Origin of the sequence: Slackia equolifaciens, assembly GCF_003725995.1 — a bacterium.
Lineage (GTDB): Bacteria > Actinomycetota > Coriobacteriia > Coriobacteriales > Eggerthellaceae > Slackia > Slackia equolifaciens.
In genome coordinates this window covers 360,996-387,316 of the sequence record NZ_QIBX01000001.1, presented here as the reverse complement: position 1 = coordinate 387,316, position 26,321 = coordinate 360,996, and the positions used below count along the sequence as shown (strand labels likewise).

Genomic DNA, 26,321 nt, shown 5'->3' with positions numbered 1-26,321 from the left:
CAGAGACTTAAGCTTGGCGTGAGTTTATTGTTTTAAGCTTTCTGGATTTTCCTCTTTTTGCTGCAAATGGGCCGCTTTTAACAAATTGTTTATGTCTCAACAACACTTAATAGACTATAGTAGGAGCATTCTGTAGACGTATGCCTCCAACGCGTCAAGAGTGAAATTTCAATTGAGGTTGGAGGCCGGGCCTTAGCAAGCAGTTCAGTCAAGGTAGGAAGGTCAGGACATGGTGCCAACGATGTTGAACCAGCGGAGCGCTTCGCGCGGTCGCAGTAGGGGGAGGGTGCTTAAGCAGCAACCCCAAGGCATGAAGAGGACCAGGCGGGCGTTCGTGGCGCTGCTTGCGGCGGTAGTCCTGGCATTTGGTGTGGGCAGTGCTGCCTACGCGAACCCGATCGACGACGTGGTGGGTGCCGTCACATCGTTTTTCACGGGCAGCTCCAATGACGAGTCCAGCGATGCGGGCGTATCCACGCAGGCGGTAGAGGATTACACCGTGACGGGTGTCTCACCACGCGGTACTACGATCAACGTGTTTGACTACTGGATTACCTCGCAGGACGATCCCGATAACGTAACCCAGGCGCTTGTGAATGATCAGGGAGAACTGAACGAGCGCTATAAGCAAGGCATCAATGCCGATCACACGCTTAAATTCGGTGCCGGCATGGGTACGAGCACGGATAATAACGAGGACCTGATCAACAGACGGGATATCAACTATTGGACGGGTGATTCGGCACCGCGCCAGGGGATTGTTTCCGATACGCTGACTGATGGATACCCCACTCTTTCTAATGCGGGCGGAATCGGAAGCGAATCGCTTGCCTACCTTTTTGACAACTCGACTCAAGAGGGCAAGGCCGCGTATATGGACGTCGACGGCCTTCTGCAGGTGGACGATCAAGGTTACTATTACTACAACAGCCAGGATAACTTCGCACAGTTCAATGCTGATGGCAGTGGTAGCGGTAACTTCACGCTGTACAACCGATGGGGAGTGGAGGCTGCGGGCTCGTCGCCCGATGGTCAGTTCTTCCCGTTCAACACGGGTGACGAGGTTTTCGACGAGCAGAATGGCCAGCTTGTCGAACAGCAGGTCAATACAAGCCAGGGGCGCCGAGATCTTATCTCTACCGACGAGGTAATTAACCACTACTTCGGTTTGAACATGTCCACCCGTTTTATTCAACAGAACGGTGGCTACACGGCTCCCGATGGGACTCAGGGTCGTCAGCAGGTTACCTATAACTTCTCGGGCGACGACGACGTATGGATTTATATCGATGGCGTGCTTGTGGGCGATTTGGGTGGTATCCACGACGCCACTTCAATCGAGATTAACTTCGCCACGGGTCGCGTATACATCTATGATGACGGCACGTTTGGCGATAACGACTCCCGTAGCAACAACAACGAGTACGATCAGGGCGAGACGCTCTACAACGGCAGCAATGGCCAGACCATCGCGGAGATTATGCGCGCTGCCGGTGTGACCACTGGGCTGACGGACACGACTTTCGCTGACGACACCTACCACACCCTCGACTTCTTCTATCTTGAGCGAGGCAACACCGACTCCAACATGTCGCTCAAGTACAACCTCGTGAACATTCCCGAGTCCGGCATCGTGAAGGTCGACCAGTACGGCGACGAGCTTGCTGGCGTGCAGTTTACGTTGAGCGAGGCCAACTCTAATTACGAGGCCGCCGACAACAACAACGACGGCGTGGTGACGGAGGTTTCCGGTCGTACCGACAGCAACGGCGAGATGATCTTTACCTATGAGAATAACTCCGGTCAGGAGATGCCCATCACCCTTGAGCAGATGGGCGAGCGTAGTGCGTACTGGATTCTCGAGGAAGCTGAGGGGAACGAGACCATCGGGTATCGTAACCCGGGAACAGTCGAGCTGCGCTTCTCGACCATAAACGGTGATGGCACGGGTGACGGTGTGTTGCTCTCGAGCAACCAATGGGAGACGGGCGCCTATTCTCAGGCTCATGTGACCGCTACTGCGCCAACGAACGTGACCGCTGTTGACAACGGTGGAACGTATGAGTCTGCAGGCAGCCTTATGTTTGCCGTGGTTGCTCAAATTGACGAACAGGGTAACTACCATGCCGTGACAGGCGATGCATTTGCCGGCTGGAGTGTCGCCGATGCGACGATTGACGACGCAAGCACCAGCAAGGATGCCATCGTGACCGCCGCCAAGGCGTCGGGTTATCAGTTCCTGTTGGGGTCCGGTGGAGCGTATCAGGTTACGATTGATGATCTGCCTGGTGACATCAACACGTATGAGTACATGATCGAGCAGGCCGGCGGGGATACCAGCACTGCGCAGTATGCCGTCAAATACTACTGGTCCGATGCTACCTCGATTGATGACCTTTCTTCCAACAGCCAGATTGTTGAGATTGATCCCAACACCGGAGATGGTTTTGAGCGCATCTTCTCGGTGACGCTTTCGATTCCCAACATCAAGAACGAGCTCTCGCTGGTCAAGACCGATGAGACTACAGGCGACCCGATTGCCGGCGTTGTGTTCAACATGTATGAGGACAAGAACGGGGACGGCACATACAATAACGGAGAGCGCTGCTGCTTCACGGGAACGACCGGCACTGACGGTGGGCTCGAAATTACCTCTAACATCAACAACGGCGAGCAGGTCCTTGCCAAGGGCGAGTACGTGCTCGTTGAGACCGTCCCCAGTGGTTATGTAGATGAGCAGACGTCTATTCGCGTGATCGTAGATGACGATGGCGTGCACGTAGATGCCGGCGATGCAAACGACAACGTGACTGTGGAAACCGGCATCGGCAGCCTTGTCTATAGCATGCGCGGTTTTGCTGCCGGCGACGATGTGGACTCCACGCTGCACGACGTGGTGGCGCAGGCGCAGACTGCTGATTCCTATGAGGGCGCCAGCACGGCGTGGGATAATGCCGATGCCGTGACGCACTATCAGTACGATGACCAGACCGATGGGCTCAACTACATCCGCAACGACAACGTGACGGACAACGGTGACGCCACCTTTATCGCCGATGCTGGTTGGTCGCGCCTTGACCTGCGCCAGTGCACGGCACATGCAGGCGAGGACCCGATTGAGAACAAGCAGAACCTGGGCGACCAGAGCCTCAACGCGCTCTTTACCGGTGACGTGACCATTCATGTGACCAACAGTCAGATTCCCACCACGAGTTCGCTCACTATCAGCAAGACGGTGACGGGTACGGGTGCACCGTCTGATGTGACGTTCGACTTCAGCTTTTCGCTGACCGATGCAGGCGGGAATTCAGTTACGGGCACCTTCTCCGCGACAACGCATCGTGCTGACGGCACCGAATCAACTGCGGATATGGTCATCTACGCAGAAGCGGACTGCAATCAGCTCACGCTTAGGAATGGCGAGAGCGTCACCATTGACGGCCTGCCCATTAGCGCGAACTACACCGTGACCGAGGAGGCGAAGGGGTACTACACGCCGAGCGTCCAACAAAGCTCCGGTACCCTTAACGAGGACGGCAGCTTCACCGCTACGGGCACGATTGACAACGACGGTGCAACGGCGGCCTTCTCCAACGATTTCTGGGGCGGTAGTGTTGACTACGACGCCAGCATCGACCTCACGGTGAGTAAAGTGATGACCGGTCGTGATATGACGGCTGGCGAGTTCGCGGTCGTTGTTGACCCCATTAACGATGAGTCTGCCGCACTGTTGGGTCTCGCGAATGCCAGCGAGAACAAGGTTATCGACATGCCTGCCGCCAACGATGGCGTCGAGGTCTCGGTTGATATCCTCAACGGCTTGAACGACATCGCTTTCACTGCCGAGGATGCCGACAAGACCTTCACCTACACGGTATACGAGCAGCAGTCCGACCAAAATCCCAGCAATGGTGTGACGTACGATACCGCTCGCTACTCGCTGACCATTGAGGTTTCGGTCGACGCGGACGGCGTGGTGACGGTCCATACGGCAGTCTCCAATGAAACCGGCACGCTACGCGAGATGACCACGACGCCGAACAGCGGCGGCACGATGCCCGTTGCTGTGTTCAACAACTCCTACAACGCCACCGGCGAGCTGGGCGGCAACGGTTCTGCCTCGATCAAGGCAACCAAGGTGCTCGAGAATGACACGCTTGCAGCCGGCGACTTCACGTTCAACGTCGCCGCGGTGAACTCAAACGGCACTGATGAGCGCGTGGAGGCTACCACGACGAATGGCACTAACGGTGCTGCGTCCGCTGCGGATATCGTGTTCCCGGCCATTCAGTACGACTCTGATAGCTTGGCGCAGGATGTTGCGGACGGGTATGCACGGGCTCGTGTAAACGACAACGGCACCACTACGTACACCTACCTCTACCGCGTGTACGAGGACACCTCCGGCTTTGACGGTTTGGGTCTGACCACCAGCCAGTCGAGCTACAACGTCACCGTTTGGGTGACCGATGACGGCGACGGCTCGCTCGAGGTTGAGGTTGGGTATCCTACGGGCTCCGAGAACGGCATTACGTTCACGAATGTGTACGGCGCCTCGGCAAACGCCACGCTTAATGTGGGCGGCACCAAGATCTACGAGACCAACGGCCTCAAGAACGCGCCGAGCATCGAGGGCAAGTACACCTTCACGCTGACGGGCGTTGACGAGGACGGCAACGCCGCTCCGCTGCCCGGTGGCGCGACCGGAAGCGTCACTGCCCAGAACCAGGCCAACGGCACCGTTGACTTTGGCACCATCACCTACGATATTGCCGACCTGGGCGGCGCTGACTCCAAGACCTTCACCTATACGGTGACGGAGAGCGGCGGCGTGGATGGCGTGACCAACGATGGGGCTGCCTCGACGGGCAAGACCTTCACGGTGACGCTGACCGACAACGGCAAAGGCACCATCAGCGTCGACTCTGATGCGCTGCAGGCGGCTGGCTCCCAGTTCTCGTTCACCAACGAGTACAGCGTCGACCCGACCGATCCCACCGACCCGACCGATCCGGGTACGGACCCGTCCGATCCGACGACCGCCGCGCTGTCCATCTCCAAGGTCCTGACCGGTCGCGCGATGAATGAGGGCGAGTTCAGCTTCACTATGGCTGCCGCGGGCGACTACGGCAACGCCGTGAGCCCCACCTCCATCACCGCGACTAACATGGTGAACGAGGACGGTACCGGCAGCGTAGTGTTCGGCGATGGCTTTGTGTTCACCGAGCCCGGCACGTACCACTTCACCATCAGCGAGGATGTGGGCACGCTCGGCGGTGTGAGCTATGATGGCAGCGACTACACGGCGACCGCGGTCGTCACCGACGACGGTGCCGGCAACCTCAGCGTTGCTTGGACCGTGGCCGACGCTGAGGGCAACGCCGTGAGCGAGATCACGTTCGAGAACACCTATACGACCTCCGCCACGACCCCGGTTGAGCTGAAGGTCTCCAAGGAGCTCCAGGACGGCACGCTGGCTGACGGGCAGTTCACCTTCGAGCTGACCGGCTCCGACGGCGCCCCGATGCCTGAGAGCACCACCGTTACCAACAACGCGCAGGGCGTGGTGAGCTTTGGCTCCATCACCTTTGACGCGGTGGGCGAGTACGACTACACCGTTACCGAGGTCAACGACGGCCAGGACGGCATCACCTATGACGAGGACGCCACGCGCACCATCCACGTGAGCGTGACCGACGACGGCGAGGGCCATCTGGTGGCCGAGGTCACCTACGGTTCTGACGGCTCGCACTTTGTGAACGTCAACACCACCGGCGGCAACAACGACGGCGGTGACAACGGCGACGGCGGCAATGGTGGCGACAACGGTGGCACCGGCGATGCCGGCAACGGCTCGGGCAACGGCAGCTCGTTTGCTCAGACCAACGACGCCACCCCGTGGCCGCTCGCGATGGCTCTGGCACTCGTTGCGGCGGGAGCAATCATCGCAGCGGTATTCGGCTTGCGCCGCGCCCAGCGCTAACGCCTAAGGCTTTTCCGAGAGCCTCATCTAGAACATATCGGACGTTTTGAGACGCCCTCCGCATCGCGCGGAGGGCGTTTTTTTTTGCGTGCGGCAAGGTTTGGGCAAGATTCCGGCAAGGTTTTGAGCGGAAACGGAGGGAATTTGCGCATATACCCGTGCGATTCAAGAGGAGGAATCCGCCTGATTTCTGGCCTCTGAGAGTCAGGATTCCGATAATCCGCGCCGCAGAAAACGAACTCTCGGGAAAGGGTTTGGCAAGGTTTGTAGGCCATGATTGAAACGTGCTAAGTGAGGCGCGGAGCCGGCATGGGGCGGCATCGGCCTTCCTTGGCGCAAGAGAATGCCCAAGCGTTCGGGGCGGGCAGAGGAGGGAGATGCCGATGCGTAGAAGGAAAAGCCTGATAGCCGGGCTGGTATGCGGGCTTTTGTGCGTGGCGGCAATTCTTCTGTACGCCCAGGAGCTTAACGACCAGGTGGAAGCCGAGCGCGCCGAGGCGCTTGCCCGTTTCGGAGGCGAGCAGGTGGAGGCATACGTTGCCACCAAGGACATAGCCGCAGGCGAGGCGGTCTCTGCCGCCAACAGCGAGAAGCGCCTGTGGGTGGGCGAGCTTCTCCCGCAGGATGCCGTGCTGGATTTGGCGGCCGTGGAGGGCAAGACGCTTTCCAGCCCGGTATATGCGGGCGAGGTGGTTTCAATGCGCAGGTTCGAAGAGCAGGGCGCACCTGCGCTGCAGGTGCCTGAAGGGCTGTGCGCCGTAAGCGTTCCATCTAAATCGGTATCGGCTGTGGGCGGGTCGGTCACAGCGGGGTCGGCGGTGGACGTGTACGCCACCTCGGGCACGGCGACGGAGCGGCTGGCGGCATCGGTGCTGGTCTTATCCACGTCGGCAACATCCGCCGAGGGCGAAGACTCGAATGACGACATCTCCTGGGTGACGCTCGCCGTGGCGCCCGATTTAGTGCAGGAGCTCATCGCGGCTGCTCAGAAGGCCGAGCTGTATTTCACGCTCCCCTCAGAAGGGGCATCGCTGGAGGGCCAAAGCACGACGGATTCCAATGCCGATGGCAACGGCGGGATGCCGTGGAACCCAGCAGGCGACGAGGGCGATGCCGAATCAGACATGAGCGTCGGTGCCGAATCGGACGTAGGCGCCGATGCCGAAGAGGAAGGCGAATCGGCTGATTCGAACGGCTCCGAGGATGGTCGCGCTTTGGGCGATGCTGCGGATGAGGCACCGCCTGAGGGTGCGGCGGGTCGGTCTGCCGCCTCTTTGTCCAACGAGGGAGCGGGAACATCTGCGTGAGCTGATTTATGCGGCGATGCGCCGAGGAGGTTTAAGGGCTATGGAGAAACGTGTGGTGATGTGCGCGGATGGCCAATCGTTGCGCAACCCCGCCATGGTGGGGCTTGCGGGCGAGCCGCTGGATGCCCTCGGGTGGCTTGCATGCGCGTCGGGCGCCGAGGAATGCCGCAAGGCGGCACGCCTGCTTTCCGCCGTGGAGGAGGCGTGGATTGTTTCGTGCGACGATATGGAGCCCATCAATGTGGCTGCGGCGGTCAAGCGCGACGATCCAAGCAAGCGGGTGTTCGTGGTTTCGTGCGGCCAGAATGGCTCCATGGCAAGCCGCGTGGCGAATGCGGGAATCGACGGCCTGTGGTCGGAGTCGCAGTTTCTCAAACGGTTTTCTCAGGTGAAGCGTGCCTGTGCGGATTTGGAGACCAAGGCGCAGAGCGAAAATGCGCCTCGACAAGAGCCTTTGCGACGGATGCGCAAAGTTTCCGCCCAGGCTCCTGCTCCGACATCTGCCTCCGGTGTCGTCGCGGAGGGTGTGGCATCAGTGCCGCAGCAAGCCGTGGGCAACGCGGTTCAGGGCGCCAAGCCTGCCGTTGCGGAGTCTTCGGAGCATGCGCTCCAACCGCACGCAGCAGCTGCGACTTCAAAATCGGCGGCGGTCATCGCGGTAGCATCGGGCAGCGGCGGCTGCGGCAAAAGCACCGTTTCGGCGATTGCTGCAGCGCTTGTCGCCAAGGCGGGGCTTGCGGTCATCGCGATAGACGCTGACCTCCAATTCGGCGATCTTCATTATCTTCTGGGAATCAAGGAGCCGCTGCGCATAGAAGAGGCGCTTGCCGAGCCGTCGAGGCTCGATCGCCTGGGGGAGGAGGCGCGCAAGGGTGTAGCCCTCATCGCGGCGCCCCGGCGGCTCGAGATGTCGGAAGAGGTGGCCTCGGAGCTTTCTGGGGTTATCGCCAAAGCTGCCGCTTTGTGCGACGTGGTGGTTGTGAATACGGGCGCATTCTGGTCGGACGCCCAGGCTGCGGCGTTCGAAGCGGCGGATGCGGTGCTGTTCCTCATGGACAGTCGACCGTCGTCGCTGCGGGCGACCACGCATGCGGTTGAATTGTGCGCGCGTATGGGCGTTGCCACCACCTCGTTCACGTTCGTGGTCAACCGACATGACCGTACCAAGCTGCTTTCGGCGGTGGACGTGTCGTGCTCTCTGCGCGGCGCGCATGCCGTCGAGCTTCCGGAAGGCGGGCGTGATGTAGATGAGCTTTTGGGCTCGGGGTATGTGCAGGAGCTGATCGACTCGAAGAACCCGCTTGTGGCGTCGGCCAAAGAGCTGCTCGGGCGCGTGCTGCCGGAAGACAGGCGGGAGGCGCTCGAGAGCGTAAAGGCGGAACCCTCGCGCAAACGCAGGTCGCTGTTTGGAAGGGGTGGCTGAGATGACGCTGATGGAGCGCGTTCGCGCTGCCGAGGCGGAGGGCAGCCCCTTTGGCGCGGCGGGGCGGCGCTGGATGCTCGACGAGCTGAAGGAGGAGGTCGCTCGCCTTGTTCCCGGCGATATGATTGCGCGGCTTTCTGCCGAGAATCCGCGGCGCGCACGAAGCGAGCTCAAAAGCGCATGCATGAAGGTGTTCGCCACGGGGCGTTGGGCGCATCGCTCGGTCGAATCCAAGGAACGCCTGGTCGTGGAGCTTTTGGATACGGTGTTCGGGCTTGGTCCGCTTCAGCCCTACATCGACGATCCGGCGGTGACTGAGGTCATGGTGAACGGGACCTCGTCTATCTACGTGGAGCGCGCGGGCACGCTCGAGCGCGTAGCTCCCATGTTCTCGGACGTGGCGCACGTGCGGGCGCTGATCGACCGCATACTGGCGCCGCTCGGTCGCCGCGTCGATGAGAGCAGCCCCATGGTGGATGCGCGTCTTCCAAGCGGGCACCGCGTGAACGTGGTGATACCGCCGCTTGCGGTGGACGGTCCGGCAATCACCATTCGCAAGTTCACCGAGCGCGCCATGACGCTTGAGCAAATGCAGGAAATGGGCTCGTTCGATGCGCGTGTAACGCAGCTGCTCATGTGGGCGGTGCAGGCCCGTAAGAACGTCGCGGTGTGCGGCGGTACTGGCAGCGGCAAAACCACGTTGCTCAACGCGCTTTCGTGCACGATCAGCCCGCTGGAGCGCATCGTGACCATTGAGGACTCCGCCGAGCTGCGCTTTACCGAACACCCGCATGTGGTGCGCATGGAGGCGCGGCCGCGCAACGCCGAAGGGGTGGGCGAGGTCACCATCCGCGACCTTGTGCGCAACGCCCTGCGCATGCGCCCCGACCGCATCATCGTGGGCGAGTGCCGCGGTGCTGAGGCGCTGGATATGCTGCAGGCGATGAACACGGGGCATGACGGGTCGCTCACGACCTTGCACGCGAACTCGCCCGAAGACATGGTGATGCGTCTGGTGACCATGGTGCGTTACGGGCTTGACCTGCCCGTGGATGTAATCGAGTCGAACATCGCCTCGGCGTTGGACCTTGTTGTGCAAACGGCGCGCTTCAGGGATGGAAGGAGGTTTGTGACGCAGATTGCCCAGGTGGAGCGCGGAAGCGTTGATGCTTTGTGCAGGGTGGTGCCGCTGTTTGAGCGCCGCGGGCTCGATAGCTCGGGCTCGTGGAGCAAGGCTCCGGATTGGATCGAGGCCGCAGTCGAGTCGAAGGCCTTGACGCGGGAGGAGGTGGGCGAATGGATGCGCGCATGCTTCTAGCCGCCGCGTGCGCGCTTGGCTTCGCGGGGGCGATCGTTGCGGGCAGGAGCATATATCGCGCTGTTCATAGGGCCTTTTCGGCGGCGCGCCAGCAATCTGCCTCAATGGAGGAAGGCGTGCGCAACAGGGATGTCAAAGCGGTGGCGCAGGGACTATTCGTGTATGTGCTGCGCAACGGCGTGGAATCGTTCGATGGAATAGCCGGGCGAATGGAGTCGTGGGGAGTTCTAAGCGATGCGCTCAATGACGCGGCGCGGCTTGCTCAAAGGCGCGGCCTCATTGCGTCGGCGCGCAGCGTGGCATCGACGTTCTGCCTGGTGCTGGTTGTGGCGAGCCTTGTGTGCGTGGCGTTGTCAGGGTCGCCCCTCGCGGGCATTTTGGTTCCGGCGTTCCTGGTGTTGGCGGCATCGGCGTTTTTGGCTCACGAGAAAGAGCGCGAGCAGGAGGCGTTGCGCGAGCAGGTGCCCGACGCCTTGCGCTGTATGGAGGCGTGCCTTCATGCGGGGCTTTCGCTTCCGCAGGCATTCGCCGAGGTGGCGGCTGAGGTTCCTTCTCCGGCCAAGGAGTCGTTCGCGCGCGTTTCGCACGATTTGGAGCTGGGGTATTCGATGGATGAGGCCCTGGCGCGTTTCCATAGGCTGTCGGGCTTGCCCGAGCTGGGGTTTGTGGCCATGGCGCTGGATGTTCAGTACGTGTGCGGCGGGAGCGCCACGCCCATCCTGCGGTCTGCGGAGGATTCGGTGGCGCACGGGCTCGACCTGCGCAGGTCGCTTCGCGTGCAAACAGCCCAGGCGCGCCTTTCTGCCCAGGTGGTAAGCATCATGCCGTTTTTTCTGCTGGCGCTGCTCTCGCTGATAAGCCCGGGGTTTCTGAACCCGTTTTTCGCGGACGCGCAGGGCGTTGCGGTATTGGCGCTGGCTATATCCATGCAGGTTGCGGGTGTGCTCATGGTGCGCAGGATGCTCGCGGTGGAGCTGTGACAACGTTTGAGGGAGGGGGTAGATATGGAGGCTCTGGCCATGGCGGCGTGTTTCGCCGCGCTTGCAGGGTTTCTCGTTGTTCGTTGGGCGGCACAGGAATTGGAAGAGGCTGGTCGCAGAAAGATCCTGCGAGAGGGCATGGGACTTGTCGCCGGGGCGCCAAGCGGCCCCGCCTCGGTTGCGGCTTCTCGAATAAGGGGGAAACGCGAACGGGAGCGTATTCAGCTCGATGTCGAACGGCATGTACCCGAGATGCTCGATGCGATTGCGCTGGGCATGCGATCGGGACTTTCGTTTGAGAGCGCGCTTCGTTTGTACGGCTTTCGTTTCGACGATCGGCTGGCGCTTGCGTGTCGCCGTGCCTGCCAGAACTGGGAAAGCGGCCTGGTCGAGCGCGATGAGGCGCTTCGTGCGGTGGCGGAGGAGTTCGATGTGCCGTCGCTGTCGCGTTTCGTGGCAAATGCGCTGCGAGCGCTCAAATACGGAAGCCCCATGGGACGGATGCTGGAGGTGCTTTCAAGCGAGGCGCGAAGCTGCTATCGCGCCAAGATGGAGGAGCGCGTGGCAAAGGCGCCGGTGAAGATGCTTGCGCCCACGGCGGGCCTCATTCTTCCGGCGATGCTCATCATGATGATGGGGCCCGTGGTGCTCGAATTGATCGGATGACGAATGAGGAATGGAGGAAAGAGACATGAGGAAGATTCGCGAGCTCAGAGAACAGGGGAGAAGCATGGTTTCAGGGGCGTATGCCAAGGCGGCGTGCATGAAGGGGCAGGGCACCACGGAGTACGCCATTCTCGTAGGGGTTCTTGTCGTGATCGCCATTGTCGCCATCACATTGTTCCGCCCAAAGCTTCAGGAGCTATGGACTGCCATCGCAGATGGCATCAACGGGCTTTAGCCTGGGCGCGCACGCCTTGCGGCTCAGGCCAGAGTACGGTCGAGTATGCGCTCGTCGTGGCGGGCGTGTTGGTTGTGGCGGTGGGTTTTTCTCTGATTGCCCATGCCGTCGCGGAGGGAGGCATGGCCCAGGGCGTGCTCGACTCGCTCACGCATAGGCTGCCAAAGGGGGTGCTCGATGCGATGCTGTTCTGATGCCGAAAGGCAGGACGGGGCTGCTGCGCATGCACGCCGTGGAAGGCGAGCGCGCCATCTGCGCGCCCAGCGGATCGGGGTTCGTCATGTCGGGGTGGCGGGGCATGGCTGCCAACGCGGCCAGGCGACGGTTGAGGCGGCGTTTTTGATGCCCGTCATTCTGCTTGCCATGCTCCTGCTCGCTCAGCCGGCGATCATCCTCTACGACCGGGCCGTGATGGAAGCTGCGGCGGCGGAGGGCTGCCGGATGCTCGAGACGCTTGCGCCAGGCGATGAAGATGCGGCGCGCGCTGCGGTGGAGCGCAGGTTGGATGCGATTCCTGATGCCCCGATTTTCCATAGCGGCGGCTGGGCGATAGAGCTTTCGGGCGGCGAAGGGCAGGAGTACGCGAGCGTGCGCATAGAACATGCCCTTGAGCCGCTGCCGCTGATGGGGGCCGGTATGGGATTGCTGGGGCTTACGGGGCCCGGCGGGCTGTTCACCCACGACGCGTTCCGCCAAACCGAGGTTGTGGATGCATGGGTGGTGGAATCGCGTCTTGGCGCCGATGCTGAAGCATGGATAGGCAGATGGGAGGAAAAGGCATGAGAGAACCGAGCCATCCGCGTCGCAGCACGCCGAGTGCGTGTCTGCTGTACAGCGTTCGAAGAGCGCTCGTGTCGCACAGTGCGTTCGGGTCGCATCTGGCGTGCGGTGCCAGCGGTGCGCCGCGGCGTGCTGCATGCCCTACCGATCTATTCGTCGATGGACGCGGATTCACCACCGTCGGTGCGGCCATCGCCATTCTGCTCTCGTGCATCCTGGCGTTCTTTTGCCTGTGGGCTGCGCGCGCCCAGTCGCAGGCGGCCGGTGTTCAGGCGGCCTGCGACGCCGCTGCGCTCGCCGCCCAGAGCGAAGTAGCCGAATTCGTTTTGTCGGTTCGCGTGGCAGACGCGACGCTTCTCACTATGTCGCTCACGGGGCTTGCCGCATTGGGCGTTGGAACGGTGTGCTGCTGCGTGCCGGCCGCCGCCCCGACAGGCGCCAAGCTGCTCGACGCCGGAAAGGCGATTCTTGAGAAGCGGGATGATGTGGCGCGTACCGAGAAGCGTGCGCTCGACGCCGCTCAGGATACTCTTCCTGTGGCGGCGCAAGCTCAGGCGCAGGCGGTGCTGCAGGAAAACGGCACGGAGATCGACGGGTCGGGCATTGGGTATGTGGAGCTTGTTCCCGCCGACGCCCCCGAGGTCAGCGTGGGGTTTTCGGATGCGGCATCCGAAGCGGCGCAAGAGGCGCCTCAGGCAGGATCTGAGATCGCCGATGCCGCCCAGGCGGCAGAAGAAGCGGCACAAGAGGCGTCCGATGCTCGCAAGCGCGCATGGGAACACGACTGCGGCAACGCGCCCTCTCCCTGCATGGCAGAGCGCGCCTCGGTTTTATCGGGGATAACAGCAGCGGAAAACCCCATCAAGCACAGCGTGGACACCTGGTCTTTCTCCGACGCACTTGCCCGCGCCAAGGCGTATTACGCGCATCGCGCGGCAGAAGAGGCGCCTTTTTCCGATTCGGTTGAGGAGCGGGTAAGAAGCGCCATGCGCGCGAAATTCTATGAATACGCGCTTGAGGAGCTGGAATCGGCGCGTGCGGTGGATGACGGCGTGTCGCCTCCCGACATCTATTTTCCGGAGCTGTTCAGCAACACCGACGGCATGCGGAGCACGCGCCTTTACACCGAGAAGGCTTATCCGGTCGCCGGCGGCGCATTGCACGCCTATGCGGGGTGTCCCGGAATCGAAGGCGCCGTTGAGGGGCAGGGGTCGCTTTCCGAGCTCGAGTCGGGCTCATACGAGAAATGCTCCGTGTGCCAGTTCGACGCGTCAACGCTGGGCAAGGTCGCTTCCGCATCGACGTCGATTGACAATGGTTTCGAGCACCATTATCGCGAGGTTGCTCGTGCGGCGGAGGACTACTGCGCGGCTCAGGCGGTCGCCCTTCCTGCGGCGCAGGAGGTTAAGGATTTCGTGGACGAGAGCCTGGGCGCCATCACGCAAGCGTTCGAGGACGTTGCCGCTCGTCGTGTTGAGGCGTATCCGCCCGGGCGGTTTGGAACCCTTGCCGCATACGCGTTCGACGCCAACCATGCGCAGGCTGATTCCTCGTTCTTCGATGCTCCGTCCGATGCGGGGTCGTTCGCCGCGGTCTCTTCGGCGATCATGGTTGAAGATCAGGGAGAAAACGCCTTGTCTTCGCTTTTGGACGGGGTGGAGGAGGAGATAGGCCCGCCGCTGACCGATGCGGGCGATGCGGTGCTCGGGCTTTGGGGCTCGCTGCTCGACGCATACGGATCCGGCGTCGAGGGCTTGACCGATGGCGTGTCGGGCATGCTCGACGGCATTCCTCTTGCCAGTGCGAGCGGCTTGGGGCCATGGGCGTCAAACGCCCTGATGGAGGCGCTCGAATCGGTGGGGCTCGAGCCCGCTAACACCGCGCCCGCAAAGCCCGTCATCGCAAACAGCGGGCATGTTGCCGCAAAGGGGGACGGTCCGGTGGCCCAGGCGGTTCTCGCGCTTAAAGAGGGGTCTTCGTGGTTCCGCGCGGCGTCTCGCGCGTTCGAGAGCCCATCGCGACGACGAGCGAGGGGGCGATGCTTCGCGATGCAATCGCCAGGCTTTTCGGCACGGCGCAACCGATTGGGCGGCAATCGGCGGGTCAAACGATGCGATCCGGTCTCCATCACGGGTCAACCGCGTGGCATGCGAGGACCCGTAGCGCGTGACGGCCCCGGAACGATCGTATCGGCACGAAAGAACCTAGGCCAGATGACCGTTGAGGCGGCGGTAGTGCTGCCCGTGATGGCGGCGATCGCGTTCATTGTGGTCAATGCGCTCATCTTTGTGGGTGATTGCACCGCGTTCGACATCGTGGCGCGCGACGCTATTCGGCTTCAGGCCGATGACGGCTTCGAGGGAGCGCAGGGTGCTGCCGAGGTGAAGGCACGCATCGAGGAGGGCCTGGCGATGGACCACGAAGCGGTTGAGGTGTCCTGCGAGCGCACGGGTTTGGGCCATGTGCGCTATACGGCTTCGACGGCGTTTTCACCGCCGTTTCTGCAGGGCGTGGGCGTGTTCGGCATAAGCGTTCCTCCCCTTGAACACGAGGTGAGCATGACGGTGAGCCCCTATAGGAAGGGAGTTGTTGTATGAACCAGAAAAGGGACGGGTCTCGGCGCGCGCGTCCGAAAAGGCGTGTTCCGCAGAAGGAGCAAGCGATTGCGAAACCACCCGATTCGCTTGCGGGAAGAGCGCAGGCAGCGCGTCGCGAGGGTTCCGGCAGGGGCGTAAGGGTACTTTCGCGTATTGCGGAGCGGCTTCGTGGATTGAAGGGGCTTGATGGCGAAGATGCATGCGCCGTTTTGGTTCCCTGTCGCGATATCCATACGTTTGGGATGAACGGCCCCATTGACGCGGCGTTCGTAGATGCCGCTGGGTCGGTCGTCGCGGTTCACCGCCGCGTCATGCCCGGAAGACGCATTCGCCATGCCGATGCGTGCATGGTGGTCGAACGTCCATACCAAACAGGCAAATGGCTCGAATGCGGCGACGGATTGTTCAATATCGTCCCGCATGGATGAAGGTGCGTCCCGAAATGGACGCTCCGAGATGGATGTCGCGAGATGGCGACGCGCTTGCCGCCGCAAGAAAGGATGACTCATGAAAACCTGCCCTGTGTGCAAATCGCTTTGTTTTGACGATATGCCCGTGTGCTACGGATGCATGCACGATTTCGAACGCGATGTGCTTGATGAGCCCGAGGAGGCGGTTGAACCCGCGGCGTCTCGCATGGCGGTTCCAGCAAGAGAAGCGAACCGTCACGAGGCGTCTGGGGCGGCGGCCTCCAGCCGTGTGGTGTCGGGCGACGGCTCTGCACGCACGCGCTCTTTTGGGGCAAGCGGATCGGCGGCGCCTGCCGATACGGGGATGCGTCCCATAATGAGTTTGCCGATTCCTATGCTCACTTCGACGTTTGCCTGCGGGCAACGACCGGATACGACGGCGAATCTTGTCTCTCGTACACAGGGGGCCGCCTCGCAGCGCCCCGACAACTCTGCATGTGCGGGCGCTTCGTCCTACGCAGGCGCGTCTCCCTGGCTCACGCTTGAAACCCCAGGCGGCTGCCGCCTCACCCTTCACCTCGAACCCGCATGAGGGCGGTTTAGAAATGGGTCGCACAAGCTCGCTGGAATGAGAAGAATGAATCTCAAGAGGCTCCGGGCTCGCCCGGTGCCTCTGCCTTTCTGCAGAACGCTTGGAGCAGCTTAAAGACTGCGGGATTGCTGGGGGTGGAGTAGCTCGAGGCGGGATGAAAGCTGACCATGCCATGCGCCTCGGGTCGAAAGGTCGCCGGCGCGCCTCTTCACGTTTCTGCGAAGGACGAGGCCGTGCATCTCGGGCCGAAAGCTTTCAATGCCGCGCGTTCCATGCATTGGGGCACGTGCTCCCTCCCTCTTGGCGAGGCACGGCGGAAGCCGACGGGGCCGCGTACCTCATTTTCGTGCATGTGGGGGCACCATAGAAGAAAAAAAGTAATCCGTGGGTTCCTTTTTTGTTAACCGTGTGCTACATTGGAAAAGCATGTTAACCAAGGCTATCTATGATAGGCGGTAGAACAATGGATGGAGCGGCAATGAAATCGAATATTGCAGGAGGCGTTGCTGATGCGACGGACTCAGGCATAAGCGCGCCCCAGGTGCCGCTCGCGTTTGTCCCTGCGGGCCAGGTTGCCAAAATCATCAAAATTCGCGGCAATGATCAAATGCATCATCATCTGGAAAACCTAGGGTTTGTGGAAGGCGCCCAGGTTACGGTGGTGTGCGAGAACGCCGGCAATCTCATCGTGGAGGTCAAAGGCGCCCAAGTCGCCCTCGACAGACAGGTGAGCATGAAGATCGTCACGTTGTCATAAGGCTTGCATCACCAAGCTACGTCAAAAAACAAAACCTGTTATTGGAAGGAGAAGAAGTTGGCAACACTGCGCGATATTCCCATCGGTGGAAGCGCCAAGGTGGTTAAGCTGTCCGGCGAGGGCGCCATCAAGCGCCATATCATGGATATGGGCATCACCAAGGGCGTGGATGTACATGTGCGCAAGGTAGCGCCGCTGGGCGATCCTATTGAGGTCACCGTTCGCGGGTACGAGCTTTCACTGCGCAAGAGCGAAGCGGAATGCGTCATGGTCGAGGCGAACGCTTAACGGGAATCTAGCGGGGGTTTCCTCCCGATTCACACCGCCACGAAAGTGGCATATTTTTCGACCATGAGTTACCTATGGGAAACTTTATATCTCCGGCTATAAGCAGTCGGGAACTGCATGAAAGAAAGGGTAGACAGGATGGGACTTCGCATAGCGCTTGCCGGCAATCCGAACTGCGGCAAGACAACGTTGTTCAACAGCCTCACCGGTGCATCGCAATACGTGGGCAACTGGCCCGGTGTGACCGTTGAGAAAAAAGAGGGTAAATATGTACGCGACAAGAGCGTGACCATCACGGACTTGCCGGGTATCTATTCGCTTTCGCCTTATTCTCCCGAGGAGATCGTGAGCCGCGACTACCTGATCGAGGATCGTCCCGATGCGGTAATCAATCTGGTTGACGCCACAAACCTCGAGCGCAACCTGTACCTCACCACGCAGATCGTAAACCTGGGCCTGCCCGTAGTGGTGGCGCTCAACATGGCCGATTTGGTGAAGAAGAACGGCGACAAAATCAATGTGGCCAAGCTTTCCGACCAGCTGGGCTGCCCTGTGGTGGAAATTTCCGCCCTGAAGAACACCGGCATCGATGAGCTCATGCAGCACGCCATCAAGCAGGCGACCTCCAAGAGCGCGGCAGCTCCCAAGGTGCGTTTCGACGCCGCGGTTGAAGATGTCATCGACCAGGTGGAGGCCCTTATCAAGGGCGTGCCCGCCCATCTCGCTCGCTGGTATGCCATCAAGCTGCTTGAGGGCGAACAGCGTACCATCGACTCCATCAAGCCGTCTAAGACGACTCTTGATAAAGTGGCGGAGATTCGCGCCGGCCTCGAGCAGAGGTTCGACGACGATGCCGAAAGCATCGTGACCGCCGAGCGCTACGATGCCATAGCGCATATGGTTGACGAAACGGTCAAGCGTTCCGGCAAGAACCTCACTACCACGCAAAAGATCGACCGCATAGTCACCAACCGCTGGCTGGGTCTGCCCGTGTTCATCGCCGTCATGTTCGTGGTGTACTACATTGCCGTCACGCTAGGCGGCGGCGTTGTGACCGACTGGGCCAACGACGGCATCTCGGGCGATGGCTGGCTCTACACCGGCACCGAGGCCTACGACGCCGCGGTGGCCGACTGGGAGGAGCAGGTGGCCGCAGCCGAGGAGGCGGGTGACGAGGCGCTTCTCGCGCAGCTCGCCGAGGAAGAGCCCGACGCCTCCGACGGTTCTTACGGCCTGTGGATTCCCGGCCTCACGCCCATCATCTCAGGCGCGCTTGAATCTGCTGGCGTAGCCGCATGGCTGCAGAGCCTGGTGGTTGACGGCATCGTTGCAGGCGTGGGCGCCGTCATCGGCTTCATTCCGCAGATGATCCTGTTGTTCCTCATGCTTTCGTTCCTCGAAGGCTGCGGCTACATGGCGCGCGTCGCATTCATCATGGACCGCATCTTCCGCAAGTTTGGCCTGTCGGGTAAAAGCTTCATCCCCATGCTCATCGCATCGGGCTGCGGCGTGCCGGCCGTCATGGCCACCAAGACCATCGAGAACGAGCGCGACCGCCGCATGACCATCATGACCACCACGATGATTCCCTGCGGCGCCAAGCTTCCCATCATCGCGCTCGTGTTTGGCGCGCTTGCCGGCCAGGTGTCCGATGACGTGTGGTACGTAGGACCGCTGTTCTACTTCATGGGCGTTGCCGCCATCATCATCTCCGGCATCATGCTGCGCAAGACCAGGATGTTCGCGGGAGAGGCTACCCCGTTTATCATGGAGCTTCCGCAGTATCACCTGCCCACTGTTCGCTCGGTGCTCATGGCAACGTGGGAGCGCGTGCGCAGCTATATCATCAAAGCCGGTACTATCATCTTCCTGTCCACCATCGTGATCTGGTTCCTGATGAACTTCGGCTTCTACGAGGGCAGCTTCGGCCTGCTTGACTCCGAGATGCCCGATTACATCCAGTACAGCCTGATGGCAGGCCTGGGTAGCATTATCGCTCCGCTGTTCGCGCCGCTGGGCTTCGGCGATTGGCAGGCAACCGTGACTTCTATCACCGGTCTGGTTGCCAAGGAGAACGTCGTTGCTACCGTGGGCATTCTCACCAGCCTCGATGCGAGCGAGACCGATCCCACCACCTGGACCGCCTTCGCCGCCATGATGGGCGGAAGCGCCCCGGCGATCATGGCCTTCTGCGCCTTCAACCTGCTGTGCGCGCCGTGCTTTGCGGCCATCGGCACCATTCGTCGTCAGATGGCCTCTGCCAAGTGGACCTGGTTCGCTATTGGCTACATGACCGTGTTCGCCTATGCGGTCGCGCTCATGATCTACCAGTTCGGTACGCTGCTTGCCGGTGGCGGGTTCGGCATCGGAACCGTGTTCGCCCTTGTGGTGCTGGCCGCCATCCTGTTCCAGCTGTTCCGTCCCATGCCTAAGTACGACAAAGAGAAACCCGGCGTTGTAGCCGGCGCTGCCGAGGCGGCGTAAAGATTGGCGATCGGGGCCCGCTCGCTGGGCGGGCCCCTACGCCGCACGGGCATTTTGCTCGCCCCGGTTTGCTCCGGCCTGCTGAAGCCATTCGGGTTGAACAAAATGTCGCGCATGCCGCGAAGCATGCGCAGTCGAACCGAGGAGGTTCCATGCTTACCATGAATTTTGCCACCGCCGTTGTTCTTGCAATCGTCGTGGCCCTCGTGTGCCTTTCCATTCGCACGTTGCGCAAAAAAGGAACGTGCGGGTATAAGGAGAAGTGCGGCGGTTGTTCGTCGGGCTCGTGCTCGGAGTGCCCCACCTGCGCCTCGGCCCAAACGCTGGCGGATGAAGTGCGCAAGAAGCTCGCCCATGTGTAGCTCTCTGCATGCGTGTCTGCCCCTGTAATCGTTTATCCGAAGGGCCCGAAGCCTCAGTATCATACGGCAGCTCCCCCTCTGCTCAAGACACTGACACAGCTTGGAACGCCAAGCACCCGAGGCTTCGAGGCCCCCTGAGCATCGAAACGTCCGGTTCGCATTGCGCGGCCGGGCGTCTTTACGTTTGCGGCGGAAGCGGCCTGCGGGAGAGGTTGCGCGTGCCGGCTGGGCTGTGCATGTCGGCTGAAGCTGCGCATGCCGGCTGGGGCTGCGAGCGCAAATGTCTACCTCGGATGCTTTTCTGGTGAGGCGGGCATGTTTCCGGGGTATGTGGGCTTCGATGAGGGTGGCCATGCTTTTCTAGCGCGACGGGGCATGTTTGTTGTTGCGTCCGCGCGAGATGCCTATAATGGCTTGAACGAATGGCGTGAGCACGAGCAGTGCCAAACGAAAGGGGACGTCTCCATGAACGATATCCACACCGCAACGATGCTCGAATCTCGCAATGAGCCCCTGAGCCATTCGCTCGAGGATTACCTTGAGGCGATCGTCGATCTTTCCGGAGGCGTGAATAATCCCGTGCGCGCGGTGGACGTGGCGACCAAGCTGGACGTATCCAAGGCTTCGGTGTCCAAGGCGGTGTCCACGCTCAAAGAGCGCGGCTATGCCGAACAGCCGTACTACGGCGATATCACCCTCACCGATAAGGGCTTCGAGTACGGCTCCGCCATCTGGCATAAGCACAAGCTGCTGTATCGTTTTCTCACCGAAGCGGTGGGCATCGATCCGGAAACCGCCAATTACGAGGCTTGCCAGCTGGAGCATGGCATAAGCGCCGATTCATTCAAAAAGTGGGAGACGTATCTCGCCGGCATGGGCATCACCAGCGAGAAATAGCTTCTTGCTCCTTGGGTGCCTTCAAGGACTCCGACGGTCAGCGAATCCAAGGGTTCCGGCAGCCAGCTAATCGCCGCCGCGTGCGTTTTGCCTCTTTCTGGTTTGAGTTTGGAATATGCCCAGAAGCTCGACGGCGTCGGGTATGATGGCGCCATCCAAAACGAACCAAAGGGGGAACCCATGCATGTAGAGCTTCTGTACCACACGCCTAACCCCGAGCGCGCCATCGCCACGGCGGCGCGCCTGTGCTATGCGCCCGTCGGCGCATCCGAGCTGATGGAAACCATGCCCGAGGATCGCGTGAAAAGCGTGCTGTCCACCATCATGAAAAGCGGCCATTTTTCCACGCTTGAGCATGCGAGCTACACGTTTGCCGTGGACGGCGTTTCGCGCGCGCTGACCCATCAGCTGGTGCGCCATCGTCTGGCGAGCTTCAATCAGCAGTCGCAGCGCTATGTGAAATTCAAGAACGGCGTGGACGTGGTAAAGCCCCAGAGCATCGCGCAGAGCGAAGAGGCGAGCGCTCTGTTCGATCAGGCCATCCAGTCTGCCGTCGAGGCTTACCAGAAGCTGCTCGAAGCCGGCGTCCCGGCCGAGGATGCGCGCTATCTGCTGCCTAACGCCGCTGAAAGCAAAATCGTCATCACGATGAACGTGCGCGAGCTTCTGCATTTCTTCGAGCTGCGCTGCTGCAACCGTGCGCAATGGGAGATTCGCGAGCTGGCGTGGAACATGCTCGAGCTGGTGCGCCCCACTGCGCCGTTCGTGTTTATGGACGCAGGTCCGTCGTGCGTGCGCGGCGCGTGCACCGAGGGCAAGATGACGTGCGGAAACCCGTATCCGAAAGTGGTGCGTGACTAGTGCAGCTTGTCGCGATGGATTCCGAGCAAAATCGAAACGTGCCCGAGAAGGCGTCGTGCGCTCAGGCGGAGCCCGCGCAAAAGCGCCAGAGCGATCTTAAGCGTGCGTTCGCTGAAGACGGTGCGCTGAAGACTCATGTGGGCGGTCAGGCGCTCATCGAGGGCGTGATGATGCGCGGCAAGTTCAACTGGGCCGCCGCCGTGCGCGAGCCCAGCGGAAAGATCTATGTCGAGGAGCACGATCTTGCCAGCGGTAAAAAGAAGAACGGCTGGCTGTATTGGCCCATCGTGCGCGGCTGTCGTGCGTTTGTGGAAAGCCTCGTACTGGGGTACAAGGCGCTCGAGATCGCGGCTCTGCATGCGTACGCGGAAGTATCTTCTGACGACTCGCCGGCCGATGGAGGCGCCGAAGGCGCTTGCACCGCTGCGGCCTCCTCTGGCGTTCAGCCTCGCCGCGATTCTGCGAGCTCGCCTAGCGAAGTGCGTCACGCTCGCGAAACTCCGTCGGTCTCGGGCGCCGCAGAGCCCCTCGCCGGTTCTTTGGCGGAGGAGTCGAGGGACGACGCGGTCAAGCCGGGGGTCCTTTCTACGCCTGAAAAGCGTGCGTTTTCCTGGAAAGACGATTTTGGCAATCCCGATGAGATGATTGACGCGCTGGGCGCTCAGCGTTCTCTCGAGGTGGTGTGCGAACCGGCAAGCCCTGCGGCGGCGGGCGAGGCGGCGCAAGCGTGCGGTGACGTGTGCGCTCAGCCGTTTGAGGCGTCCGTTACGGGGTCTGCGCCGACGGGTTCCAATCCGGCGCAAGACGCCGCAGATGCCAAGCAGCCCGACGCAGCCGTTGAGGCGTCGGCAAAGGGCGTGGAATCTGCGGGTATCGCCGAAGACGAAGAGGAAACCGTCGAGTTCGGCAAAAAGGAGATGGCTATCTCCATGGCGCTCGGCATGGTACTCGGCGTAGTTCTGTTCATCGTGGCGCCGGCATTTATCGCCAACCTTCTGGTGGGCGAGTACGATGCGCACACGCTCGCGTGGAACATCGTCGACGGTATCGTGCGCGTGGCTATCTTCGTGTTCTACATCTGGCTTATCGGGCGCATGCAGGATATCAAGCGCATGTTCGGCTACCACGGGGCCGAGCATAAAACCATCCATTGCTACGAGCACGGCCTTCCCCTCACGCCAGAAAACGCCCGAAGCTTCCCCCGCCTGCACGTGCGTTGCGGAACGGCGTTTTTGATCATGGTGATGATCATCGCCATCTTCGTGTACACCATCACGCCGCTCAACGCGCTTATTGCCGCATGGGGCGTTCCTGACGGGCCCATCAAACTGGCGCTCGTCATCGTGGTGCGTATTGTGCTTATGCCCGTGATTGCCGGCATAAGCTACGAGATCACGGTGAAGTGGGCGGGTAGCCACCCCGAAAATCCGTTGGTCAAAGTTATTCTTTGGCCCGGTATGCAGATGCAGAAGCTCACCACGCGCGAACCCGACGACGGTCAGATCGAATGCGCGATTGAAGCCATGCAGAAGGTGCTTGAGCGAGAAGAGCGAGAGGCCGCCAAAGCGGGCGCGTAAGGCAAGAGAGCGAGAGGCGGCAAAAGCGGGCCTAATTCGCAGTCGCACTGCATGTTATGCCTACTTTGTACCTCGGGCTTGCATTTCGGACCTGCTCTGTACCTCAGGTTTGCATTTCGGACCCGCTTTGTGCTTCGGGCTTGCGTTTCAGACCTACTCTGGGCGCCTCTCCTGCATTTCGGGCTCAGTTTGCGCGCCCCGCTTTCGCGCTCGTTTCCTTCTCCTTGGACTGCTTCCAAACGCCGTAAAGAATGTCTTTCAAGGCGAGCATGGCGTCAAGCTCGCTGTACCCGTGCGTCGCTTTGAGCCCGTCAAGCATTTCTCGAATGCGGAGAGCGTACAAGGGCACGTTAACTTCGTTTTGGTACGTGGCTAGAATTGGGTAGCGCTTTGACCAGGCGTTTGTCCAATCAATCTTCTCCTCGAGCTCTTCGCTCGACCTCTCGATCGCTTCCTCGACCTGGCTTACGTCCAAGTCGAAATCGATGAGCTCGTCAAGCGTCATCCCGTACAAAACCGCTAGGCGCTTGGATTGGCGAATGTCCGGCAGCGTTTCGCGCGAATTACGAACGCATGTCCGATGTTTTTGTGGTGGTGTTGTTTTGGTCGACCTGGTGTTGTGGTAAAGTTTCAAGCTTGAACACACTACCCGTCCACGTGGTCTTCTGTCACGGCGCTGTCGCACGGCGCATGCTGGTGACGTCCGCGCGCGGGTTGCGCCGCCCAAGAGGGCGCTGATTTCCAAACGAAACGCGATTATCGAAAGAGCGAGCATGGCAAAAACCACGGCCAATTACGGCAACGACAGCATTCGTCAGCTGAAAGACGAGGAACGAGTACGCCTGCGCCCCGCCGTCATCTTTGGGTCTGATGGCTTGGATGGCTGCGCGCACGCCGTATTCGAGATCCTGTCGAACTCGGTGGACGAGGCGCGTCAGGGCTTCGGTAATCTTATTACGCTCACCGCGTTCGCCGACGGATCAATCCAGGTGGAGGACAACGGCCGCGGCTGTCCGCTCGACTGGAACCCCACCGAAAAGCGCTTCAACTGGGAGCTCGTGTTTTGCGAGCTGTATGCAGGCGGCAAATACAACAACAACGCAGGCGGCGATTACGATTTCTCGCTGGGCACCAACGGGTTGGGTTCCTGCGCCACGCAGTATGCCTCCGAGTACATGGATGTCACCGTTTGGCGCGACGGCAACAAATATCAGCTGCATTTCAAAAAAGGCAAGGTTGTCGGCGCCAAAAAGAAGGCCCTTCAGGTGGAGCCCACCGATGAAACCCGTACGGGTACCACTATCAAATGGCGCCCCGACCTGGAGGTTTTCACCTCGATTGACATTCCGCATGAATGGTATCGCGAAACCATGCGCCGCCAGGCGGTGGTCAACGCCAACGTCACGTTCCGCCTGCGCCTCGAGGGCCCCGACGGTTTCACCGAAGAGGAATTCTGCTATCCCAAGGGTATCGAGGATTACGTTCTGGAAAAGGTGGGCGCCAATTATCTGACCGAGCCCTTCTTCATCCAGGCCGACCGCCGTGGCCGCGACCGCGAAGATCTGCCCGATTACAACGTGAAGATTACGGCGTGCCTGTGCTTCTCGCGCACCTTCCAAATGCAGGAGTACTACCACAATTCGTCGTGGCTGGAAAACGGCGGCTCGCCCGAAAAGGCAGCGCGCAGCGCTCTGACCAGCGCTATCGACGCATACATCAAAGCGCAGGGCAAGTACAACAAAAACGAGAGCGCCATCAAATGGCAAGACGTGCAAGACTGCCTGGTGCTTGTGACCAACTGCTTCTCCACGCAGACCTCGTACGAGAACCAAACGAAGAAAGCCATCAACAACCGCTTCATCCAACAGGCGATGACGGCGTTTTTCAAGGAGCAGCTCGGCACGTACCTCATCGAAAACAAGGCGGCTGCCGATAAGATCATGGAGCAGGTGCTCATCAACAAGCGTTCGCGCGAAAACGCCGAGAAGACGCGCCAGAGCATCAAAACCAATCTGCAGCAGAAGACCGACATGGCCAATCGCGTGCAGAAGTTCATCGACTGCCGCTCGAAGGACAAAACCCGCCGCGAAGTCTACATCGTGGAGGGCGACTCGGCGGCGGGCGCCATTCGCACGTCGCGCGACGCCGAGTTCCAGGGCGTGATGCCGGTGCGCGGCAAGATCCTCAACTGCCTGAAGGAGGATTACGCGCGCATCTTCAAGTCGGACATCATCATGGATCTGCTGCGTGTGCTCGGCTGCGGCGTGGAGGTCAATGACCGCCGCATGAAAAACCTCGGCACATTCGATCTGGACAGTCTGAACTGGAGCAAAGTCATCATCTGCACCGACGCCGACGTGGACGGCTACCATATTCGCACGCTTATTCTGACGATGCTCTACCGGCTTGTGCCCACGCTCATCAACGAGGGCTACGTCTATATCGCAGAATCGCCGCTGTACGAGATCAACTGCAAGGAGAAGACGTATTTCGCCTACACCGAGCTCGAGAAGAACAACATCCTGAAGGAGATCGATGGGCAGAAGTGCTCAATCAATCGCTCGAAGGGTCTTGGTGAAAACGATCCCGATATGATGTGGCTCACCACCATGAACCCCGAAACGCGACGGCTGATCAAGGTCAACCCCGAGGAGGTTGCCAAGATGGAGTCGATGTTCAATCTGCTGCTCGGCAACGACGACGAAGGCCGCAAGCGCCATATCGCCGAGCATGGCAAGGAGTACCTCGACCAGCTTGACCTGCAGTAGAACGCGCTCGTGCTGCGGCAACGCGCCCCGCGCATA

The 26,321-nt window shown here is 60.7% G+C and carries 20 protein-coding genes; 19 read left to right on the top strand and 1 reads right to left on the bottom strand.

All coding sequences use genetic code 11. From position 1 onward, the window contains the following. Positions 1-286: 286 nt before the first annotated feature. From DMP06_RS01555 to DMP06_RS01470, 18 genes are all read left to right on the top strand, one after another. Positions 287-5,983, top strand: coding sequence for a Spy0128 family protein (locus DMP06_RS01555; protein ID WP_161957788.1), 5,697 nt, complete (start codon positions 287-289; stop codon positions 5,981-5,983). A gap of 383 nt (positions 5,984-6,366) precedes the next feature. Beyond that, on the top strand, positions 6,367-7,290 hold the full coding sequence (gene cpaB / locus DMP06_RS01550; protein ID WP_123207976.1) for a Flp pilus assembly protein CpaB: 924 nt from the start codon (positions 6,367-6,369) through the stop codon (positions 7,288-7,290). A gap of 40 nt (positions 7,291-7,330) precedes the next feature. Further along, positions 7,331-8,713, top strand: a complete 1,383-nt coding sequence (locus DMP06_RS01545; protein ID WP_161957787.1) for a CpaE/TadZ family protein — start codon at positions 7,331-7,333, stop codon at positions 8,711-8,713. A gap of 1 nt (position 8,714) precedes the next feature. Next, positions 8,715-10,031, top strand: coding sequence for a TadA family conjugal transfer-associated ATPase (locus tag DMP06_RS01540; RefSeq protein WP_123207974.1), 1,317 nt, complete (start codon positions 8,715-8,717; stop codon positions 10,029-10,031). Between the two features lie 116 nt (positions 10,032-10,147). Next, the gene (locus tag DMP06_RS01535; RefSeq protein ID WP_161957786.1) at positions 10,148-11,011 is read left to right on the top strand and encodes a type II secretion system F family protein; all 864 of its coding nucleotides are present in this window, start codon (positions 10,148-10,150) and stop codon (positions 11,009-11,011) included. 24 nt (positions 11,012-11,035) lie between these two features. Beyond that, positions 11,036-11,677 (top strand): type II secretion system F family protein, encoded by a 642-nt coding sequence (locus DMP06_RS01530; protein WP_123207972.1) that lies wholly within the window; start codon positions 11,036-11,038, stop codon positions 11,675-11,677. Positions 11,678-11,702: 25 nt separating this feature from the next. Continuing rightward, complete coding sequence (locus DMP06_RS11660; protein ID WP_245962316.1) at positions 11,703-11,912, top strand: hypothetical protein; 210 nt, start codon at positions 11,703-11,705, stop codon at positions 11,910-11,912. A gap of 56 nt (positions 11,913-11,968) precedes the next feature. Continuing rightward, a complete protein-coding gene (locus tag DMP06_RS11395; RefSeq protein WP_161957785.1) occupies positions 11,969-12,106 on the top strand; it encodes a hypothetical protein in 138 nt (45 codons plus the stop codon). After that, positions 12,090-12,695: a TadE/TadG family type IV pilus assembly protein gene (locus tag DMP06_RS01520; RefSeq protein ID WP_123207971.1), complete on the top strand. Its 606-nt coding sequence runs from the start codon at positions 12,090-12,092 to the stop codon at positions 12,693-12,695. The genes DMP06_RS11395 and DMP06_RS01520 overlap by 17 nt, the downstream gene beginning before the upstream one ends. After that, the gene (locus DMP06_RS01515) at positions 12,692-15,289 is read left to right on the top strand and encodes a hypothetical protein (RefSeq protein WP_148042474.1); all 2,598 of its coding nucleotides are present in this window, start codon (positions 12,692-12,694) and stop codon (positions 15,287-15,289) included. The genes DMP06_RS01520 and DMP06_RS01515 overlap by 4 nt, the downstream gene beginning before the upstream one ends. 507 nt (positions 15,290-15,796) lie before the next feature. Beyond that, positions 15,797-16,291 (top strand): hypothetical protein, encoded by a 495-nt coding sequence (locus tag DMP06_RS11505; protein ID WP_181443003.1) that lies wholly within the window; start codon positions 15,797-15,799, stop codon positions 16,289-16,291. 478 nt (positions 16,292-16,769) lie between these two features. Continuing rightward, entirely contained in the window at positions 16,770-17,048 is a 279-nt protein-coding gene (locus DMP06_RS01500) for a FeoA family protein (protein ID WP_123208054.1), read from the top strand. Positions 17,049-17,105: 57 nt separating this feature from the next. Further along, positions 17,106-17,336: a FeoA family protein gene (locus tag DMP06_RS01495; RefSeq protein ID WP_123207968.1), complete on the top strand. Its 231-nt coding sequence runs from the start codon at positions 17,106-17,108 to the stop codon at positions 17,334-17,336. 138 nt (positions 17,337-17,474) lie between these two features. Continuing rightward, positions 17,475-19,820, top strand: a complete 2,346-nt coding sequence (feoB, locus tag DMP06_RS01490) for a FeoB small GTPase domain-containing protein (RefSeq protein ID WP_123207967.1) — start codon at positions 17,475-17,477, stop codon at positions 19,818-19,820. Positions 19,821-19,972: 152 nt separating this feature from the next. Continuing rightward, positions 19,973-20,182: a hypothetical protein gene (locus tag DMP06_RS01485; protein WP_181443001.1), complete on the top strand. Its 210-nt coding sequence runs from the start codon at positions 19,973-19,975 to the stop codon at positions 20,180-20,182. Positions 20,183-20,647: 465 nt separating this feature from the next. Further along, positions 20,648-21,079: a metal-dependent transcriptional regulator gene (locus DMP06_RS01480; RefSeq protein WP_123207966.1), complete on the top strand. Its 432-nt coding sequence runs from the start codon at positions 20,648-20,650 to the stop codon at positions 21,077-21,079. A gap of 180 nt (positions 21,080-21,259) precedes the next feature. Further along, complete coding sequence (gene thyX, locus DMP06_RS01475; RefSeq protein ID WP_123207965.1) at positions 21,260-21,940, top strand: FAD-dependent thymidylate synthase; 681 nt, start codon at positions 21,260-21,262, stop codon at positions 21,938-21,940. Beyond that, entirely contained in the window at positions 21,940-23,517 is a 1,578-nt protein-coding gene (locus tag DMP06_RS01470; protein ID WP_245962315.1) for a DUF1385 domain-containing protein, read from the top strand. Before thyX ends, DMP06_RS01470 begins: the two co-directional genes overlap by 1 nt. 184 nt (positions 23,518-23,701) lie before the next feature. Here the strand turns inward: DMP06_RS01470 and DMP06_RS01465 are convergent, their stop codons facing one another. Continuing rightward, positions 23,702-24,022, bottom strand: a complete 321-nt coding sequence (locus DMP06_RS01465; RefSeq protein ID WP_123207964.1) for a hypothetical protein — start codon at positions 24,020-24,022, stop codon at positions 23,702-23,704. Positions 24,023-24,290: 268 nt separating this feature from the next. On the opposite strand from DMP06_RS01465, the gene DMP06_RS01460 reads away from it, so the two are divergent. Beyond that, complete coding sequence (locus DMP06_RS01460; RefSeq protein ID WP_123207963.1) at positions 24,291-26,285, top strand: DNA gyrase/topoisomerase IV subunit B; 1,995 nt, start codon at positions 24,291-24,293, stop codon at positions 26,283-26,285. The last annotated feature ends 36 nt before the right edge of the window (positions 26,286-26,321 follow it).

What these genes read in the sequence shown, in the direction of transcription:
- DMP06_RS01520 (WP_123207971.1), top strand. Translation starts at nt 12,090, where the DNA reads ATGCGATGCTGTTCTGATGCCGAAAGGCAGGACGGGGCTGCTGCGCAT.
- DMP06_RS11505 (WP_181443003.1), top strand. Translation starts at nt 15,797, where the DNA reads ATGAAAACCTGCCCTGTGTGCAAATCGCTTTGTTTTGACGATATGCCC.
- DMP06_RS01465 (WP_123207964.1), bottom strand. Translation starts at nt 24,022, where the DNA reads ATGACGCTTGACGAGCTCATCGATTTCGACTTGGACGTAAGCCAGGTC.
- DMP06_RS01515 (WP_148042474.1), top strand. Translation starts at nt 12,692, where the DNA reads ATGAGAGAACCGAGCCATCCGCGTCGCAGCACGCCGAGTGCGTGTCTG.
- DMP06_RS01540 (WP_123207974.1), top strand. Translation starts at nt 8,715, where the DNA reads ATGACGCTGATGGAGCGCGTTCGCGCTGCCGAGGCGGAGGGCAGCCCC.
- DMP06_RS01485 (WP_181443001.1), top strand. Translation starts at nt 19,973, where the DNA reads ATGCTTACCATGAATTTTGCCACCGCCGTTGTTCTTGCAATCGTCGTG.
- feoB (WP_123207967.1), top strand. Translation starts at nt 17,475, where the DNA reads ATGGGACTTCGCATAGCGCTTGCCGGCAATCCGAACTGCGGCAAGACA.
- cpaB (WP_123207976.1), top strand. Translation starts at nt 6,367, where the DNA reads ATGCGTAGAAGGAAAAGCCTGATAGCCGGGCTGGTATGCGGGCTTTTG.
- thyX (WP_123207965.1), top strand. Translation starts at nt 21,260, where the DNA reads ATGCATGTAGAGCTTCTGTACCACACGCCTAACCCCGAGCGCGCCATC.
- DMP06_RS01545 (WP_161957787.1), top strand. Translation starts at nt 7,331, where the DNA reads ATGGAGAAACGTGTGGTGATGTGCGCGGATGGCCAATCGTTGCGCAAC.
- DMP06_RS01530 (WP_123207972.1), top strand. Translation starts at nt 11,036, where the DNA reads ATGGAGGCTCTGGCCATGGCGGCGTGTTTCGCCGCGCTTGCAGGGTTT.
- DMP06_RS01480 (WP_123207966.1), top strand. Translation starts at nt 20,648, where the DNA reads ATGAACGATATCCACACCGCAACGATGCTCGAATCTCGCAATGAGCCC.
- DMP06_RS11660 (WP_245962316.1), top strand. Translation starts at nt 11,703, where the DNA reads ATGAGGAAGATTCGCGAGCTCAGAGAACAGGGGAGAAGCATGGTTTCA.
- DMP06_RS01500 (WP_123208054.1), top strand. Translation starts at nt 16,770, where the DNA reads ATGAAATCGAATATTGCAGGAGGCGTTGCTGATGCGACGGACTCAGGC.
- DMP06_RS01460 (WP_123207963.1), top strand. Translation starts at nt 24,291, where the DNA reads ATGGCAAAAACCACGGCCAATTACGGCAACGACAGCATTCGTCAGCTG.